The sequence below is a fragment of the Ruegeria sp. R8_1 genome (assembly GCF_017743815.1).
Lineage (GTDB): Bacteria > Pseudomonadota > Alphaproteobacteria > Rhodobacterales > Rhodobacteraceae > Ruegeria > Ruegeria lacuscaerulensis_A.
In genome coordinates, this window is record NZ_JAGHRL010000003.1 from 139,383 (window position 1) to 157,556 (window position 18,174).

General features: G+C 56.9%; 18 protein-coding genes. 8 read left to right on the forward strand and 10 right to left on the reverse strand.

Features of this window, described 5'->3' with window-relative positions; all coding sequences use genetic code 11:
- Positions 1-4: 4 nt before the first annotated feature.
- Complete coding sequence (locus tag J7380_RS08000) at positions 5-328, reverse strand: antibiotic biosynthesis monooxygenase family protein (protein WP_209195261.1); 324 nt, start codon at positions 326-328, stop codon at positions 5-7.
- 123 nt (positions 329-451) lie between these two features.
- Here J7380_RS08000 and J7380_RS08005 point away from each other — a divergent pair, with 123 nt between their 5' ends.
- Positions 452-1,132, forward strand: a complete 681-nt coding sequence (locus J7380_RS08005; protein WP_247742461.1) for a hypothetical protein — start codon at positions 452-454, stop codon at positions 1,130-1,132.
- Between the two features lie 10 nt (positions 1,133-1,142).
- Here J7380_RS08005 and J7380_RS08010 read toward each other — a convergent pair whose 3' ends face one another.
- From J7380_RS08010 to phhA, 4 genes are all read right to left on the reverse strand, one after another.
- Complete coding sequence (locus J7380_RS08010; protein ID WP_209195262.1) at positions 1,143-3,431, reverse strand: glycosyl hydrolase family 28-related protein; 2,289 nt, start codon at positions 3,429-3,431, stop codon at positions 1,143-1,145.
- A 138-nt stretch (positions 3,432-3,569) separates the two neighbouring features.
- On the reverse strand, positions 3,570-3,971 hold the full coding sequence (locus tag J7380_RS08015; protein WP_170751680.1) for a DUF4864 domain-containing protein: 402 nt from the start codon (positions 3,969-3,971) through the stop codon (positions 3,570-3,572).
- A 48-nt stretch (positions 3,972-4,019) separates the two neighbouring features.
- Positions 4,020-5,594, reverse strand: a complete 1,575-nt coding sequence (locus tag J7380_RS08020) for a lysine--tRNA ligase (protein ID WP_209195263.1) — start codon at positions 5,592-5,594, stop codon at positions 4,020-4,022.
- 129 nt (positions 5,595-5,723) lie between these two features.
- Entirely contained in the window at positions 5,724-6,590 is an 867-nt protein-coding gene (gene phhA / locus J7380_RS08025; protein ID WP_280635744.1) for a phenylalanine 4-monooxygenase, read from the reverse strand.
- 42 nt (positions 6,591-6,632) lie between these two features.
- Here phhA and J7380_RS08030 point away from each other — a divergent pair, with 42 nt between their 5' ends.
- Both J7380_RS08030 and J7380_RS08035 read left to right on the forward strand, forming a co-directional pair.
- The gene (locus J7380_RS08030; protein WP_209195265.1) at positions 6,633-7,100 is read left to right on the forward strand and encodes an Lrp/AsnC family transcriptional regulator; all 468 of its coding nucleotides are present in this window, start codon (positions 6,633-6,635) and stop codon (positions 7,098-7,100) included.
- Positions 7,101-7,183: 83 nt separating this feature from the next.
- Positions 7,184-7,606: a tellurite resistance TerB family protein gene (locus tag J7380_RS08035; protein WP_170353444.1), complete on the forward strand. Its 423-nt coding sequence runs from the start codon at positions 7,184-7,186 to the stop codon at positions 7,604-7,606.
- Here the strand turns inward: J7380_RS08035 and dacB are convergent.
- The 3 genes from dacB to J7380_RS08050 form a co-directional block, all read right to left on the reverse strand.
- Positions 7,603-9,081 (reverse strand): D-alanyl-D-alanine carboxypeptidase/D-alanyl-D-alanine-endopeptidase, encoded by a 1,479-nt coding sequence (gene dacB, locus J7380_RS08040; RefSeq protein WP_209195266.1) that lies wholly within the window; start codon positions 9,079-9,081, stop codon positions 7,603-7,605. The two genes, J7380_RS08035 and dacB, sit on opposite strands and share 4 nt — an antisense overlap.
- Positions 9,082-9,146: 65 nt before the next feature.
- On the reverse strand, positions 9,147-9,767 hold the full coding sequence (locus J7380_RS08045) for a nicotinate-nucleotide adenylyltransferase (RefSeq protein ID WP_209195267.1): 621 nt from the start codon (positions 9,765-9,767) through the stop codon (positions 9,147-9,149).
- Positions 9,768-9,799: 32 nt separating this feature from the next.
- Entirely contained in the window at positions 9,800-10,270 is a 471-nt protein-coding gene (locus J7380_RS08050) for an MOSC domain-containing protein (protein WP_209195268.1), read from the reverse strand.
- 138 nt (positions 10,271-10,408) lie between these two features.
- Between J7380_RS08050 and ettA the strand changes: the two genes are divergently transcribed.
- Positions 10,409-12,064, forward strand: a complete 1,656-nt coding sequence (gene ettA, locus J7380_RS08055; RefSeq protein ID WP_209195269.1) for an energy-dependent translational throttle protein EttA — start codon at positions 10,409-10,411, stop codon at positions 12,062-12,064.
- Positions 12,065-12,089: 25 nt separating this feature from the next.
- On the opposite strand, the gene J7380_RS08060 is transcribed toward ettA, so the two are convergent.
- A complete protein-coding gene (locus J7380_RS08060) occupies positions 12,090-12,968 on the reverse strand; it encodes an HAD family hydrolase (RefSeq protein WP_209195270.1) in 879 nt (292 codons plus the stop codon).
- A 361-nt stretch (positions 12,969-13,329) separates the two neighbouring features.
- On the opposite strand from J7380_RS08060, the gene J7380_RS08065 reads away from it, so the two are divergent.
- Complete coding sequence (locus J7380_RS08065; protein ID WP_170350547.1) at positions 13,330-13,536, forward strand: cold-shock protein; 207 nt, start codon at positions 13,330-13,332, stop codon at positions 13,534-13,536.
- A 168-nt stretch (positions 13,537-13,704) separates the two neighbouring features.
- Positions 13,705-14,265, forward strand: coding sequence for a L,D-transpeptidase (locus J7380_RS08070; RefSeq protein ID WP_209195271.1), 561 nt, complete (start codon positions 13,705-13,707; stop codon positions 14,263-14,265).
- A gap of 13 nt (positions 14,266-14,278) precedes the next feature.
- Here the strand turns inward: J7380_RS08070 and J7380_RS08075 are convergent, their stop codons facing one another.
- Positions 14,279-14,905 carry an arylesterase gene (locus J7380_RS08075; RefSeq protein WP_209195647.1) on the reverse strand — a complete coding sequence of 209 codons (627 nt, stop codon included), beginning with the start codon at positions 14,903-14,905 and terminating at the stop codon, positions 14,279-14,281.
- Between the two features lie 48 nt (positions 14,906-14,953).
- Between J7380_RS08075 and J7380_RS08080 the strand changes: the two genes are divergently transcribed.
- The gene (locus tag J7380_RS08080; protein ID WP_209195272.1) at positions 14,954-15,649 is read left to right on the forward strand and encodes an ATP-binding cassette domain-containing protein; all 696 of its coding nucleotides are present in this window, start codon (positions 14,954-14,956) and stop codon (positions 15,647-15,649) included.
- On the forward strand, positions 15,646-18,174 hold the full coding sequence (locus tag J7380_RS08085; RefSeq protein ID WP_209195273.1) for an FtsX-like permease family protein: 2,529 nt from the start codon (positions 15,646-15,648) through the stop codon (positions 18,172-18,174). The genes J7380_RS08080 and J7380_RS08085 overlap by 4 nt, the downstream gene beginning before the upstream one ends.

The following is an 18,174-nucleotide window of genomic DNA, read 5'->3' on the forward strand; positions in this document are numbered from 1 at the left end:
GTCACTAAGTACCAAATGTTTCGGCAACGTCATACATCACCGGCTCGAAGCTTTTGCACATTTCGTTTATTCTACGATTGCGGTCGCGCATTTCCGGCGTGCGTAGCATGGCCAGGAAATCCTCGCGCCGCTCCCATTGCGAATAGTTGGCAATCCGGGTTTGCGCGTCATTGACATGTAAACCTGCGGCGATGAATCCCGGTTGCTTGGAAATGAACTCGGCATAGGCATCTGTCAGCGCTTCAAGCAGGTCATGACATGTGCCCGGCGTCATCTCGAATGTGGTGATTACGGTCTGGACGCTGGCATTTTTCGCGATGTTCGGCATCTGGAATCTCCCTTGTTCTGGTCGAGCCTAACACAAGTTCTAAAAAGGTCCCGGGGTTTCCTGAACGGTGCGCCACAAACCGGTATTTGCGAAAAAGTAAGAATAACTAACGATCCGTTAACCATGCTGCCCGATGCTTTGCGCATGTTCCGGCTTGGCTGTCTTTTTGCTCTGTTTTTTGTGGCGTCCCCCGCGTGGCCCGGCGCCTGGCTGCGTGCCAAGGACTCGGCATTCACTGCCGCTTCGGTCACAGTTTTCAAAGATGACTATGGGTATGACTATAAGTCAGCTCTGTATGCGGAATGGGGCTACCGCGAGAACCTGACACTGGGTTTCGACTTTGAAGAAAACCGAGACATTTATGGGCACGCCACCGTTTTCGCCCGCGTTCCGGTTGCCGATTTGAACAATATAGGGCGCTTCGCAGCAGAGTTCGGCGTCGGAGTACATCACCGACACCGTGACGCCTGGGCCCTTTACAAGGCGACACTGTCCTACGGCAGAGGTTTCCAGACCGGCTGGGGCAGCGGGTGGGTCGCAATTGACACAACGCTGGAATACCGCACTCATGATGCGCTGTTCAGAAAACTGGATATCACAACCGGCCTGTCCGCACCCAGATTGCTCAACCCGCTGTTGCAGATAGAAACATCCTATCGCTCCGGGGACCCGTTGTATTGGCGTGTGCGCCCCTCAGTCATGATCCGCAAGCAGGACAGACCGACAACATGGGTTCTGGGGTTGGAACGAAAAGATGCCCGCAATGATACGGGCATCAAGGTCGCAATATGGGCGGATTTCTGAAACCCGCAGATCAGACCTCCATTCGGATCATGGTAGACACCGTTCCGCGAAGTGACTGCGACCAGCGAAGGTTGATCACGTCATTGCCTGCACCTTGCTCAAGTTCGACATAAGGCGTGTCATGCACGATTTGCCCAAAACTATTTCTCAGCGGCCCCAGGACTGTGACCGCATCACACCCACGTGCTTTTCCCCCGAATGGTAAACGCCCTTGAGCCCAAACCCCCCACACTTGCGAGTTTGAGTTCTGCGAAAACCGCAAACGCAAGGGATTTTCGACCTTCGCCGTAACACCATGAAACGTGTTGTCCCTGACACTTACGTTCAGGTGCCTAAAATGGTTCAGCCCCGCAAAAGTCGTGTCCACGCGTTCAGCACGATCAATAGTTCCGTTGACCGACCGGAATTTGTTCCCAGCAATGACGACTCCATTCAGGAAATGCCCAGGACCATGCGGGCGGATCACGATATTGCTGAACCACGGCGCAACCTCGTTGCAGTAAAAAATATTGTCCGTGATGGTCATAGCACTGAACGAAAACCCGGCCGTGTAAGTCGGGTTCGCATCCCTCTCGTTCGTCCATTGCACAAAACAGTTGTCGACGTAGTTCTCGGAAATAGTCGAGCTGTTATATGTGCCAATCATGACAAGCCCTGCGCTGCGCACGCCTCGGGCAATACTGTCCCCCTGGAAGAAATGGTTACCAAGCACCAGGTTGTTCGTCCCCGCCAGAACCGCGAAACTTTGGAACCTGACAGCTCGGTTGTGTCGCAATTTGACGTCATTGGCCGTCGCATTCAAGGCAATGGACCTGCGGTCCGGCACATTGAACGACTCCTCGCTCGACAGGAACTGACAATTATCAATCAGCATTCCCTGACATCCCGTTCCAATCGAGGTGATGCCCCGGTCCTTCGGACGGCTTATGAAACAGTTGGCGACCGCGAAAGTACTCCCGGACGGAGCAAGCCGGATCGCGCTGCAGCGGCCGTTGCACTGAAACTCAATCTCCTCCATGCCGAACTTGCGCAGAGTGCCAAAGCCGATGAAATCCAAAAGATACTTGAACGAATAAAACGTGAAGTTTTGGGTGCCCGCGGCGTCAAAAATGGGGGCGTTCAACCTAATTTCACCCGCACCCACGTTTTTGGACCGGACATATATTTCGCGACCAACGCCGTTTCCCTGAACCAACGCACCAACTGGTATATTGGCCACATTGGCAACATTGGTCAGGCGGGTCGGGTCCGAAGGGCTATAGGTGGCGACCGAAGTGAAAACTTCGGTATCCCAAGCCGAATTGCTTTTCACATCAAACTGGCCGTTTCGGATGACGCGGCGCGTCGAAAAACCGCTCTGTCGGTTTGGAACCGCCGCAGCCATATCTATCGGACCGTTGACCGAAATTTTGCGCCCACCCATGTCTAGCGATTCATGATCCGAATTGTTCAGTAACGCCTGAAACGCCTTTTTAAAGGCCAGCTCTTCGTCCCCAAAAGCCGTGATGTAGGCGGGCAGATCAAAGTTTTTCGTCAGTAACAACATCTTGTCGTCAGGCATTGTGACAGTGCCTTCAAACTCGATCTCAGAGGCGATGGTCGTGTTTTGCGTCAGCGCATATGTCCCTTCTGACACGAAAACACGACGCCCGGCCGCCGCCCGATCAGCGGCCACAAATGCAGCCGTATCATCTGCGACGCCATCACCAATCGCACCGAAGTCACGCACATCGACAAGGCTGATCATATCGCGCAGGAAAACATTTGTGACATCGGTGATCTCGATATCATCAACGCGAACAACGGCACCGTTTGCCCCAACCAAGTCCAATCCGAAGTGGCCGTACAGCGCTGCGACGCCCCACGGCATATCAACACCGTTGCGCTGACCCGTGCCAACAATCGCGGTGATTTCCTGAACCCTGCCATAACCTGAAAGCTGGGTCGCGGGGCCTTGTTCGATCACGCCATTCACATGCGAGTCACCTGCACCCCCTGCCCATGCGGCGATCCGAACTTCGGGCAAGGGACCGCTGATCGCTTTCACCCTCGCTTTGATCTGAAGATAACATCCCGGCTGCAAGGGTGTCTGACCCATGTACCGCAGCTTTTGAGTAGCGCTGACCTTCAGGATCTCGAGACAGCCGCCAAAATCCGCATCCGCAGGAACGAACGCGCCAGTGCCCGATCCGTCATAAGTGGGCGACCCCGGTGTGCCGTCTCCGCTGGACCAAACGCTCAGACCGTTTGCAAAAGCAGGCGGCATGAACACAATGCCGTCGGTGATTGCCTTGTTCATAGAAATCCCTTTCCCAATCGCGCCACAGCCAAACGCCGCGCGCATTAACCCAGTGCCCGGGGGAACGCCCCGAACGCATAGGCCTGAGTAAAGAAAAGGAATTAACCGTCGCTCATGACCGCGCACGGTGGTGTTGCATCAAGCCGACGGATCGCCGTTACCCAACAGCTGCACGCCATTGATCTTCCAGCCGTTTTCACGCTGCACCATCTGATAGTCCAGAATATGCACCCGGCCGTCGACGTCGGTGATCATCACCTTCTGCCACAGCAGCCCTGAGATTTCGCGCAGTTCCAGGAACCGCACATCCGACGGACGCCAAACCATCGGATAGCCGCGCTTGACCATCACGCCGAAATTCTCGGGCGTCTGAAACAGACGTTGGATATTGGGGCTGGCAAATGTGAACGCAGTGGCGAAATCATCCGCCTGAAACGCCTGTATCTGTGCGGCGATATTGGCCTCGATCTCGGCATTCTGGGCAAACGCACCCGTGGCCAGACCGGCACTCAGGGACAAAGCAAGCAATAGTCGACGCATGGGGCCACCTCCTAAACCAAGGGTAGCCCCACACAGCATCAGGTCAAATCAGACCAGTTCTCCGGCCAGCGCCTTGTCGATCAGAGCGATGGTTTCAGGCACACCATAAAGCGCGATAAACCCGCCAAAGCGCGGGCCTTGCGACGCACCCAGCAGCACTTCGTAGAGCGCCGTGAACCAGCCGCGCATCGGGTCGAACCGCTCGCGTCCGATGGAATAGACCACCGATTGCAACGCCTCATCCTCGATCGGGCCGTCATAAGCCTCAAGCGCAGCTTTTAGCGCCTCCAGCGCCTCGCGTTCCTGATCCGTCGGTGCGCGGTGCTCACGGGTTGGTTTGACGAAATCGTTGAAGTAGCGCACCGCAAAGCCCGCCGCCTGATCCAGATCAGGATGGGTCTCAGCCGTAGCCTCCGGCGCGTAGCGGCGGATGAAACCCCAAAGCGCCTCTTTGTCCTCGGCACCAGATACTGAAGCCACATTCAACAGCATGGCAAACGGCACCATAAGCGTCGACTCAGGAACCGCACCGCCATGGATATGCCAGACAGGGTTGTTCAGCTGTGCTTTCAGCTCTTGTCCCGGATAGGCGCGCAGCTGCTGATGATACTCGTCCACAGCCTTGGGAATGACGTCGAAATACAGACGCTTGGCCGTCTTGGGCTTTTGATACATGAAATACGACAGGCTTTCGGGTGCGGCATAAGTCAGCCACTCTTCCATCGACAAGCCGTTGCCCTTGGATTTCGAGATCTTCTGCCCCTGCTCATCATTGAACAGCTCATAACTCAGCGCTTCGGGCGGCTGTTTGCCCAGCGCCCGGCAGATTTTCGACGATTGCGTGACTGAATCGATCAGGTCTTTTCCCGACATCTCATAGTCCACGCCCAGCGCGGCCCAACGCATCGCCCAGTCGGGCTTCCACTGCATCTTGACGTTGCCGCCTGTGACCGGGATTTCGACCTTTTCGCCATCAGGCTCCTGATAGACGATGGTGCCTTTGGACACGTTGCGCTCAAGCGTCGGCACTTGCAGCACGTGGCCGGTTTTCGGGCTGATCGGCAAGAAGCATGAATAGGTCTCGCGCCGCTCGGGCCCGAGGGTCGGCAGCATGATTTCTTGTATCTTGTCGAAGCGCTCCAGCGCAATCAGCAGCGTCTCATCAAACTTGCCGCTGGTGTAGTAATCAGTGGCCGAGGCAAATTCATACTCGAACCCAAAACTATCCAGAAAATCGCACAGCATCGCGTTGTTGTGCTGGGCGAACCCTTCATGCGTGCCAAACGGGTCGCGCACCTTGGTAAGCGGCAAGTGCAGGTCTTCTTTCAACTCGTCCTGCATCGGCACGTTGGTCGGAACCTTCCGGAACCCGTCCATATCATCTGAGAAGCAGATCAGCTTGGTCGGGATATCGCTGATCTGTTCAAACGCGTGCCGCACCATCGAGGTCCGCGCGACCTCGCCAAAGGTGCCGATATGCGGCAGGCCCGACGGGCCATAGCCGGTTTGGAACAGCACATACCCCTTTTCCGGCGCACCTTGTCTGTAGCGTTTGAGGACCCGGCGCGCCTCTTCGAAAGGCCAGGCCTTGGACGACATCGCGGTTTCACGCAGTTCAGACATTTTTAGGTGCTCCATCGGGAAATACAGCGCGGGACGCCCCATGCGACCCGACCGGCCCCTCCTATTGTGCCGGTGCAGCATGAGTCAATAAAGCGCGCTGTTTTTCTGAACGGAAACCCCGATTGCGGCTTACTCGGCTGCCGTTACTTTCGGTGGGAACTTATTAGGCAACAGACCCAAACGCTGTGCCTGATGCACATCAGCCAGCAGATCCCTATCAGCGGCGGCAAACAGTTCTTCGGGGTCGCCCAGTACAAAGTACCCCATCTGGTGCATGTCGATCCGATAAGGCGTGCGCAAGATTGTCAGGATCTCGAACGGGTCCCGGTCAGGAATGTCGCTATCCACAGCATAGACCAGTTCCGTGGGCGAGGACGCCAGCCCCGAGCCCAGCGCCTTGATCTGCCCGTCCTGTCGGCGCAATCCGAATTCAATCGAAAACCAATAGAGGCGTATCAGCCACGCATAGTCCTTGTTCCCCGCCTGCACCCCGGCCTTGCCGATCGCATGGCTGAAAGCCGCGAAACGCGGGTCGCTCAGTAGGGGCGTGTGGCCGAAGATTTCGTGAAAGATGTCGGGTTCTTCAATATAGTCAAAATCCTCGCGCGACCGGATGAACGAGGCTGCAGGAAAAACTCGATCCGCCAGCATACCAAAAAAGGTTTTGAACCCGATCAGCGCCGGAACCGGCTGAACCCGCCACCCGGTCAGGTCCAGAAGACGCTCGGATATATCCGCGCAGGACGGAACGCGGGTTTCGGGCATCTCCAACCGCTTCAACCCGTCCAGATATTCACGCGCCATGTAGCGCTGCACATTTTCCTGCTGCGCTGCATAAAGGTCCGCCCAAACCGCATCCTCCTCGGCAGTATAAGCAATATGGCCGCGCGCGTCGGCCTGTTTGGCCACGTATTTGGTGGATTTGGGCATGAAACGTCCTCCTCGATAGAATTTTAGCCCATACTTGTGGTAAAAATGACCTAAAGGCGTGAGCAATTACTGGATTTTTGACCAAAACATTTCGATAATTCTTAAATTATGAGCCAAATCCTTCAGCCTGCCGACATCGCCATTCTACAAGAGCTTCAGTCAGACGGGCGTCTGTCCATGCAGGATCTCGCCGACCGGACCGGGCTGTCGGCCTCGCAATGCTGGCGGCGCGTGAGGGATCTTGAGGCAACGGGCGTCCTCGCAGGATATGCCGCGCGGGTGCCCGCAAAATCGGTAGGGCTGAATGCGATCGCCTATGTTCACATCGCGTTGAAAGATCACCAAGAGGACAGCATCGCGTCCTTCCTGCGCCTGGTCGAGACCGAAGCCCAAATCGTTGAATGCGCCTCGATCACCGGGGACCACGATTTCATCCTGAAGGTCTACGCCCGCACCCCCGAGGACCTTGAACATTTCATCATGCAACGCCTGTTGAAATCCGGCCTTGTGCGCGACACCCGCAGCAATTTCGTGCTGCGCCAGACCAAAACGCGCGGGCCTTTGCCCATCCTGTGACGCTTTGGCCGCCGAAATGCGTTGAACCCGATCCCGGTCCCTCCTATCGTGCGCGCTTAGAACAGCTCTATCAGGACCCCGCCATGACCGATCAAGTGCCTCACCCGATGTCACCGCAGGATTGCCTTGTTGCGATCATGGTGGCGATTTCAGCATCGGACGAAACCATTCGCACGGCTGAACTGGTTAAAATCGAAGGCGCGGTGAACATGCTGCCGGTTTTTGCAGAATACGATGCCGACCGCACCCGTCGCGTATCGCAAATCGTGTTCGACCTGTTCGAGCAAGAGGACGGGTTAGACGCATTGTTCGGCCTGATCCGCGAAAACCTGCCCGCGCGATTGAACGAAACAGCCTATGCACTGGCCTGCGACGTGGCAGCCGCTGATGGGTCGCTGGCGGAAACCGAGCTGCGTTTGTTGGAAGAAATCCGGTACGAGTTGAATATCGACCGCTTGCATGCTGCAGCGATCGAGCGTGGCGCGCGTGCGCGTCACACGACTTAACTGCCGCTTAGGGTTCCCCATCTTGCAATGAGGGCGCGCTGCAATCTGCGCGACCGGCTATTCCAACTTCGTGCGCCTGACGGGCGTTCGCGTTGAGAGCGTGGTATTTTTGCGCGATGATCAACATCGGCGGTAAAGATGGCGAAAGCCAGTTCAGACCCGTCAGGCGTCGTAATAAACCCACCCAGGCCGGACACGAAATTCAATGTTCCGGTTTTGGCGTCCACTTTGATTGGGTGGTTCTTGACTGGTCGGCCCTGACTGTCAGTTAGATTAAACCGTTTCAGCAATGGGCGCAGCGCGCCAGATTTTTGCGCCGCGACCAGCATCTTGACCAGAGCGCTCGGGGCTATGCGCGACGCATCCCCCAATCCCGAGTGATCCACCATTGCGACGCCATCAACCCCATAAGTCTCGGCGGCCCAAAGGTTCATCTCATCTGCCGAATCCGTCAGACTCTGCAATTCCGCGCCACGCGCTCTTGATGCCGTCATACCCACCATTTCGGCGGTGATATTGGTCGAGTATTTGAGCATTCCGCGCAAAATGCTGTCCAGCTGATCGCTGTTATGCACAACCAAAGCAAGACCGACTGGCGCTTGGCGCGTCACTTGAACCCGATCCAAGACAATCCCGTTGGACCGGGCAAGCGTCCGAAACACATCTCCCGCATAAAGGGCGGGTTTGCGCACCGGTAACCATCGCGCTCCGCCGTTGCCAAGGGCAGCGCGCGCCACGGTCCAGCGATCCTGCCGGGCACTGGCTTCATAGGTGTAGATCGGGGCCTTGCGGGCTTCGACCCACATCGTCGCCATGTCCACCGCAGGCTTATACCGCGCGCTGCGCGCATCCATGGTCACATCGTAGTTGGTTCCGGCCCGTTTCCACTCAAAATGAACACGGTTGAAGTTCAGGGATATCCCGCTGATTGAAGGGCTGTAACCCAAATGGTCAGGTTGCCCCGGATCAATGCTGAACACGTAAGGCAACGCCCCATCATACACTTTGAATGCGCCCCGAACTTCGGTAATCCCAACCTCGCGCAGATTGGCTGCCATCGTTGCCAACGCATCTGTGTCCAGCAATGGGTCGCCGCCACCCACAAGGATCAGGTCGCCATTCAAAACGCCATTTTCAATGGTGCCATCCGCAACCAGCTTTGTCTCAAAGCGGAATTCCGGGCCCAGAACATCCAACGCGTAAAGCGCGGTCAGTGCTTTTGCCACGCTCGCTGGCGGCAAGCCGAGATCTCCTCCGACCGCTTCCAACTCGACCCCGGTCTGCGCATCGGCAACGGCAAAAGCAACCTCACCGCGCAAACCCGCAGCCTGTATCAGGCGTTCCGCCCCCAGCGGTTGCGCGCCCCGGAGTTGCGGCCTAAGGGAAACCAGCGGTGCATTCGCCAGGGCAACGCCCGGAGCCATCGCTGCCCCAAGGCCAGCCAAAACAAAACGACGTGTGAAACGATCAGCCATAGCCAATTAAAATCCTACAGATCGCGGGCGAACAACCGGTCAAAAGGATTATGCTCCGGTGGGGGCTATTCCGGCAACACCCCATTCGCCGTGATGCCGCGATTGCGAAGTTCAGTTGAACTCACATCAAGCATTGGGACATTGACAAAACACCACGCCGGGGCCTGCGCCCGCCCCAGAAGATGCCGCGCCTGCCCGTCTATGCGATACGTCGCATAGACCTTGGCCGCCGGAGACATTCGCGCTGAAATACGATCACCTGGGCGTGCGACGACACCGACAGGCACGTTATCCATGATGGTTCGCCAATCTTTCCAGAGGTGGAACTGGGCAAGGTTGTCAGCCCCCATGATCCATACGAACCGTACCTGCGGATAAAGTCGCTGCAATGCCGCCAGAGTATCTGCGGTCGCCCGGGTCCCCGTCACCGCTTCAATATCCGTGACCTCGACGCGCGGATGTTGCATCACGTTCTGCGCGGCGCGGACACGCTCCGCCAATGGCGCTGGTCCCTGTGTTTTCAGGGGATTTCCGGGGGATACCAGCCACCATACCCGATCCAACCCAAATGCCTTCATAGCCTCTCGCGTGACATGAACATGTCCCTGATGCGGTGGATCAAAAGACCCCCCGAACAGACCGATTACCTGACCGGGCCTCGCGTATGGTATGGCAAAACGTTCCATCCTTTGCTGTTGTTCAGAACTGGGACGGCTTGTCAATCAACGGGCTGCACGACATCGCCCAGCTTGACCCGACCGGGTTTGACAACTTCAGCACACCAGCCCCCATGGCCGCGCACGGCAGAATAGCCGCCTTTACCGAAAGCCTCCTCCATCCGGCTGCAGGGCGCGCAGATCACGGTAAAGCGCAAAATCGCTTCACCGACTTGCACCTCACGCCCCTTGAGAGCGGCCAGATTGATCCCTGAGACAACCAGATTGCGCCGCAAGATTTCAGGCGCAACCGGCCCGCGACCCAGATACGATCCAATCGCGACCAGATGCTCCTGCTGGATCAGCGTCACCGCCCGTTTGCCCGCACGAGCGCGGTCGCCTTCCAAACCATCGGCGGAGATCAAAACAGTATCGACCGGTTGAACCTCGGCCCTGCGATCAGGTCGCAGACCAATCCATTCCAGCCGACCCGGCTTGGCCCAACCTGCAATCAGTTCCGCCAAATCCGCCATGCTTCCCCCCTTTGCTACAATCGGACAACTACCGCCGCACATCCGAATGCAAAATTCACAAAACCACCAGCTTGCCCCGCCCGCCCCGCTTGGATATCAAGCGGATCAACCCAATTTCCCCGACCCAGAGGACGCGACATGGCCGCCTATCAATATGTCTACCACATGCAGGGTGTCTCCAAGACCTATCCCGGTGGCAAGAAGTGCTTTGAAAACATCCACCTGAGCTTTCTGCCCGGCGTGAAAATCGGTGTTGTCGGCGTCAACGGCGCGGGTAAATCGACCCTGATGAAGATCATGGCCGGTCTCGACAAGGATTTCACCGGCGAGGCATGGGCCGCCGAAGGTGCCAAGGTCGGCTATCTGCCGCAGGAACCGCAGCTGGATGAATCGCTGACCGTCCGCGAAAACGTTATGCTGGGCGTGGCCGAGAAGAAGGCGATCCTCGACCGTTACAACGATCTCGCCATGAATTACTCGGACGAAACAGCCGATGAGATGGCCAAGCTGCAGGACGAGATCGACAGCCAGAACCTCTGGGATCTCGACAGCCAGATCGACGTCTCGATGGAGGCGCTGCGCTGCCCGCCGGACGACGCCAACATCGCCAACCTTTCGGGTGGTGAGAAACGCCGCGTAGCGCTCTGCAAGCTGCTGCTCGAAGCGCCCGACATGCTGCTGCTCGACGAACCGACCAACCACCTGGACGCCGAGACCATCGCCTGGCTGCAACAGCACCTGATCGACTATAAAGGCACCATCCTGATCGTCACCCACGACCGTTACTTCCTGGATGACATCACCGGCTGGATTCTGGAACTCGACCGCGGCCGTGGCATTCCGTACGAGGGCAACTACTCGGCGTGGCTGGAACAAAAGGCCAAACGGCTGGAGCAGGAGGCGCGCGAGGACAAGTCCAAACAGAAGACGCTGCAGCGCGAACTGGAATGGATGCGTCAGGGCCAGAAGGCCCGTCAGGCCAAATCTAAGGCCCGGATCAACGCCTATAACGAACTGGCCGAACAGTCCGAGCGCGAAAAGCTGACCCGCGCCCAGATCGTCATCCCCAACGGCCAGCGCCTTGGCGGCAAAGTGATCGAGGTCGAGGGTCTGTCCAAGCACATGGGCGACAAGCAACTGATCGAAGGGCTGGACTTTGCCCTGCCCCCCGGCGGCATCGTCGGTGTCATCGGCCCCAACGGTGCCGGTAAATCGACCCTGTTCAAAATGCTCACCGGTCAGGAACAGCCCGACAGCGGCACCATCACACTGGGTGACACGGTCGAGCTGTCCTATGTTGACCAGTCCCGCGATGACCTTGCCGACAACGATACCGTGTGGGAGGCGATCACCGGCGGTGCCGAGATCATCCAACTGGGCGACGCGCAGGTCAATTCCCGCGCCTATTGCTCGTCGTTTAACTTCAAGGGCGGTGACCAGCAGAAAAAGGTCTCATTGCTGTCCGGCGGTGAGCGCAACCGCGTTCACATGGCCCGCCTGCTGAAAGAGGGCGGCAACGTTCTACTGCTCGACGAACCGACCAACGATCTGGACGTCGAAACCCTGCGCGCGCTGGAAGACGCGCTGGTCGATTTCGCAGGCTGCGCCGTGGTGATCTCGCACGACCGCTTCTTCCTCGACCGGATTTGCACGCATATTCTGGCGTTTGAGGGTGATGCCCATGTGGAGTGGTTCGAGGGCAACTTCGAGGATTACGAAGAGGACAAAAAGCGCCGTCTGGGACCGGATGCGCTGGAGCCCAAGCGGTTGAAGCATAAGAAGTTTGCGCGTTGAGCCAATATTCGAGGGTAGAGTTTCTCTACCCTCGAATTTCTCCTCTTGGTGGCAGTTCAAAAATTCGCTGCCTCAGAGCCACTCTTGAAACGATCACCCTCAGTGTGTCTTTAACCAGCCTATCCAACTCTGAATCTTCTCTAAAGTCTGCTGGACAAAAGTAGTCGATTCTCTTTGCCTCCTTAAGTTTGAGGCACTTTTCGTGACTTTCTCCTGGCTTATGCACGGCAACAGCGTGCCCGCCGTTTTGCATGACAACCGCCATGCTGGGAACATCGGTGTCACCATCGCCAAAATAGATCATATTGTCGAATGGAATCCGCCGCTCTTGTCTCGGCATGTGCGAGTTTATACTTTCGTTAACATCCAAGACACCCTTGTTTATCCTAAATAAATACTGCGTCTTGGAAGTATCGGATATTACTCTCGCTGGCCATTTGGGATGGCCGTACTGATCATAATAAAATTCACAGGCATATATCTCTTTGAAGTGATGAGAGATGTCACAGCCTTCAATCATTTCTCTGAGGCCCGAAGATACTACGTAGTGTTCCAACTGAACATCAGCATCGCCAGCTAAGCCTTTTGCAAACTCCTCAATTCTGGAAAACCACTCCGAAACACCGTCAAAAAATTTAATTTCTTTTCCGTGCTCGTTGAACTTACTTCTGTCTAGCCTGACTCTCTTAGCCTCTGATATCGCGATCATCTCGCGCATATAGACAAGAAGTTCTTCTGAATTTTCTTCGACGCGCTTGGATTTCACATCTGCCCAAAAATCTTTGGGGGCCACGTCAAGCTCAGGCAGCACGCCATAGTGCTGCATGGCTTCTGGGCTCAGTGTCCCATCAAAATCATAAACAAGAGCAACGACGTTTTGTTTAAACTCTGTATTTTCGGCCAATTCTCAGCCCTTCCTTAACTATCCGACGAACAACATCTAGGGATATTGAACGAGCTATACAATCCGAGGAACTCAAAAATTATGAAGCCCTATCATATAGTTATCTAATCATTTGGTGCCAATGATTTGTCAGAGCAGTAACAGGATATATGTTTTCGGAAACCCCAAATAGCTTTGGTCCTTAGTCACTTACCGCCACATTCCACCCTTGCCACGAGGCCACCCCGATGCCATATCCAAAGGGCTAACGTTTTTCTATTTCGACCTACTGTCTCCTTTTTCGGCGCTCAGTCATTCGATCCAGACTACGACGCCAGGCTGCCGCATCCCCGTGGGCAGCACCAAACAGGAGAATACGGATATGCCCGCAGGCACCGTTAAATGGTTCAACACCACCAAAGGCTACGGCTTCATCGCACCCGAAGATGGCGGCAAAGACATCTTCGTTCACATCTCGGCTGTCGAGCGTTCGGGCCTGACCGGTCTGGCCGACAACCAGAAAGTCACGTACGAGCTGCGCTCGGGTCGTGACGGCCGCGAAAGCGCCGACGACATTCAACTGGCATAAGCCATTGAAAGGGCAGAGGCTTTCCTCTGCCCTTTTTCTCAACGGGCCCGAATAGTGTGGCCCGTTGACGACATCACATTTCAGTTACTCTTCACCGCAGATTGACCGGATCGGATATCATTCCGACACTCTGTTCAAGATTTTGTTTTTCGAGTGAAGAGATAAGACATGTTCACACGCCGAAGCTTCATGACAAGCGCCACCGCCCTAAGCCTTGTGCCGGGCGTTGCATCAGCAAAAACGAAGACTGCTGAATACGACCCGACGCCCCAGTACGTTCGGATCAAGAAAGAATTCCTGCCCGGCCAGCTTCTTGTCGTACCGAGGTCTTTCTACCTCTATTTCGTGACCGAACCGCGCAAGGCGATTCGCTATGGCTGCGGAGTCGGCAAAGCAGGGCTCGAGTTTACTGGAACAGCGACCATCGACGTCAAGAAAGAGTGGCCCACATGGCGCCCCACCAACGAGATGATCGAGCGCGAGCCGGTAACCTATGCGCGTTTCAAGGATAACGACTACGTCCAACCCGGCGGAGGGGACAACCCGCTTGGCGCGCGGGCGTTGTACCTGTTTCAGAACGGGGTCGACACGTATTTTCGCATTCACGGCACCACGCAGCCACAGACGATTGGCACCGCCGCATCTAACGGATGCATCCGGATGCTGAATTCACATGTTGTCGATCTTTACGAACGTGTGCCGATCGGAACCGTGGTTACGGTTGTTTGATCCATCCTACGGCTTAATCGGCAAGATCCAGAACGTAAGGCCCAAGGTCCTGAACGATTAACGCAACGCCTTCGGCATTGGGGTGGATGCCGTCAGGTTGCATAAATCGACGCGCTGCATTCGGGTCTGCGTCAGATGTGAGACCCGTGAAAAAGCTGGGGGCATAGGCGGTGCCAAATTGCTGCGCCAGATCAGGGTACATCTGATCGAAGGCCGCCTTATATTCGGCCCCGTAGTTGCCCGGGGCCTGCATGCCGACCAGCAAGACCTCAACACCCGCTTCCTGCGCGGTTTTCAGGATGGCTGCAAGATTGGCGCGTGAAACGGCCGGATCGATTCCCCTCAAAAGGTCATTTCCACCGAGTGCGACGATCAACCCGTCAACTTCGGGGGTCAGGGTCCAACCCACCCTTGCAGCACCGCCAGCGGTTGTGTCGCCTGAAACACCGGCGTTGATCAAGCGGATGTCAGCATTCTGACCTTCAAGCCAACGGCCAAGTTGCGGCACAAACCCATCACGCTCTGGCAGGCCGTACCCTTGAGTCAGGGAATCCCCCAATGCGGCAATTACAACGGTTTCCGCTGTTGCCATGACGCCCCAGCAGGCAAAAAGCACCGTGATCAAAGCCTTGCGCAACATCATAACCGCTCCATATCAGTCATCAACGCCCCCGCTTTGGATTGCCCTATGACTCTACCAGTTCTGTCCCTTGAACATGCCGCTTTATCGCTGGATGGCAATGCCGGTCGGGTGGATATCCTGCATGACATCACTCTTTCGGTTGCTCAGAATGAAACTCTGGGGCTGGTTGGGCCGTCCGGGTCTGGCAAGTCTTCACTGCTGATGCTGATGGGTGGATTGGAACGGGCAACCAGCGGCAAGATCAGCGCTCTCGGCCAGGACTTGAGCCGTATGGACGAAGATGCTTTGGCTCGGTTCCGTCGAAACACGATGGGCGTTGTGTTCCAGAACTTTCACCTGATCCCAACCATGACGGCATTGGAAAATGTAGCAACGCCGCTGGAACTTGCCGGCCAGAAAGATGCATTCTCTCGTGCGCAAGCGGAATTGGATGCAGTCGGCCTTTCCCACCGGCACGACCATTACCCTGCACAGCTGTCAGGTGGCGAACAACAGCGCGTCGCACTTGCGCGCGCGGCTGCTCCTCGACCGAAAATATTGCTGGCGGATGAGCCCACTGGAAACCTTGATGAAACCAACGGCGCGGCAATCGTCGATCTTCTGTTTGACCTAAGGGACCGCCACGGCGCGACATTGGTCCTTGTAACCCACAGCCATAGCCTGGCCCGTAGGTGCGACCGTGTGATCCGGCTGCGCGATGGCAGGATTACCGAAGACACACGGCAAGAGGCCGCCGAATGAGCCTGCGCCTTGCGGGGCGGCTGTCGCGGCGCGAATTGCGCGGCGGCTTACGTGGTTTCCGCGTTTTCCTTGCCTGTCTGGCGCTTGGGGTGGCTGCCATCGCAGCTGTTGGCTCGGTCAGATACGCAATTCAGAGCGGCCTGTCACAGGAAGGCGCCGCGTTGTTGGGCGGAGACGCACAGTTAGAGTTCACCTATCGCTTCGCGTCCGACGATGAGCGTGCTTGGATGGCACAGGCAGCCGAGGCAACCTCCGAAGTCGTCGATTTCCGGTCGATGGCCGTAACCGGGCAGGCAGAGGCCGCGCAGCGCGCGCTGACGCAAGTAAAATCCGTGGACGATTCCTATCCTTTGGTGGGCGAAACCCTATTAGAGCCCACCATGACTCTGTCTCAGGCGCTTGAGGGTGATCGGGGTTTGCCCGGTGCGGTCATGGACCCGTCTTTAATGAACCGATTGAACCTTTCGGTGGGCCAAACTTTTGCTCTTGGCTCGCAAGACTTTGTGCTGACAGCTGCACTTATCCACGAACCTGACGGAGCGGCAGACGGGTTCGGGCTGGGCCCACGCACACTGGTTCGCACCGAGGATTTGGGCAGTTCGGGGTTGTTGGCACCCGGAACACTGTTTTCAACCAAATACCGGTTGGACTTGCCACGCGACACTGACCTTGCCCAGCTGGCCACGACCGCAGACAAGACGTTCGACGGCACCGGAATGCGATGGACCGACGCCCGAAACGGGGCACCCGGCATCGCCGAGTTCGTAGATAGGCTCAGCGCGTTTCTGGTATTGGTTGGCCTGTCCGGACTGGCGGTCGGAGGCATCGGCGTATCAGCCGCCGTACGGGCCTATTTGTCGCAAAAAACGGAAACGATCGCGACGCTGCGCACACTGGGTGCGGATCGAGCGACAATTTTCCAAACCTATATGATCCAGATCGGGATCCTGTCTGGAATCGGCATCCTGCTGGGCCTTGTGCTGGGTGGTCTGACACCCGTGCTTCTTGCCCCATTGATCGAGGCGCGCCTGCCCGTACCCGCAGTGTTTTCTATCTACCCCAAACCGCTGGCCGAGGCGGCACTTTATGGAGTGCTAACTGCGTTTTTGTTTACCCTTTGGCCATTGGCCCGCACTGAACAGGTCCGCGCGGCAACACTCTTCCGCGATGCCCTTTCATCGGCACGCGTTTTTCCGCGCCCTGTATTCCTAGTGGCGACGGTCATCGGGCTGGGATTGCTTGTTGCCTCTGCAGCTTGGTTCAGCGGATCGACCCGCCTGACGCTCTGGACTTCCGGAGGGTTGGTCGGCGCGCTGGCTCTGTTGGCCCTATCCGCATTTGCCATCCGAAAGCTGGCTCGTATCAGCGCCCCCTGGGCCCGCGGTAAACCCGCAATGCGATGGGCGCTGTCGGCCATTTCCGATCCACGGGAAGGGGCGGCATCGGTTGTTCTTTCGCTTGGGTTGGGGTTGTCTGTTTTGGCGGCAGTTGGCCAGATCGACGGCACACTTCGCAATGCGATCTCGGGAAATCTGCCGGATGTGGCACCGTCGTATTTTTTCGTAGACATCCAAAAAGACCAAATGCCCGGCTTTCTCGAACGTCTGGAAACCGACCCGGCGGTCAACCGCATCGAGAGTGCTCCGATGCTGCGCGGCATCATCACTCAGATCAACGGCAGCCCTGCGCGTGATGTGGCGGGTGACCACTGGGTTCTGGACGGCGACCGAGGCGTTACGTATTCAGCAACGCCACCAAGCAACGCACGTATCACCAAAGGGGACTGGTGGGACGAGGACTATGCAGGTCCCCCTCAGGTCAGTTTCGCCGCAGAAGAAGCCGAAGAGATGGGGCTTAACCTTGGCGACATGCTGACAGTCAACATCCTCGGGCGCGACATCACGGCAGAGCTGACATCCCTGCGCGAAGTCGACTTTTCCAATGCTGGCATGGGATTCATCATGTCGATAAACCCGTCCGCCTTGGCCGGAGCACCGCACAGTTTCATCGCGACAGTCTACGCCGAAGAACAGGCCGAAGGCCCGATATTACGTGACCTTGCCGGGCAGTTTCCCAATATCACTGCCATTCGGGTGCGCGACGCAATTGACCGGGTGTCAAACCTACTGGCCGGTCTGGCCGCTGCAACGTCTTACGGTGCGGGCGTATCGCTGTTGACCGGGTTTCTGGTTTTGATCGGCGCCGCTGCGGCGGGCGAACCGGCCCGACGATATGAAGCCGCGATCCTGAAAACGCTGGGCGCTGACCGGCGTCGCATCCTGTTCAGCTTCACCATGCGCGCAGCTCTCTTGGGGGCAGCTGCCGGAAGCGTGGCGCTGTTGACGGGTATTCTGGGTGGATGGGCAGTTGCCACCTATATTTTTGACACCCGTTTTGCGGTCATCTGGCCCTCGGCCATCGGCATTGTTCTGGCCGGAATTCTGGTCACGCTGGGCGCAGGTCTGATCTTCGCTTTGCGCCCTCTCGCCGTGAGACCCGCCCGTATTCTGCGCGCCAGCGACTGA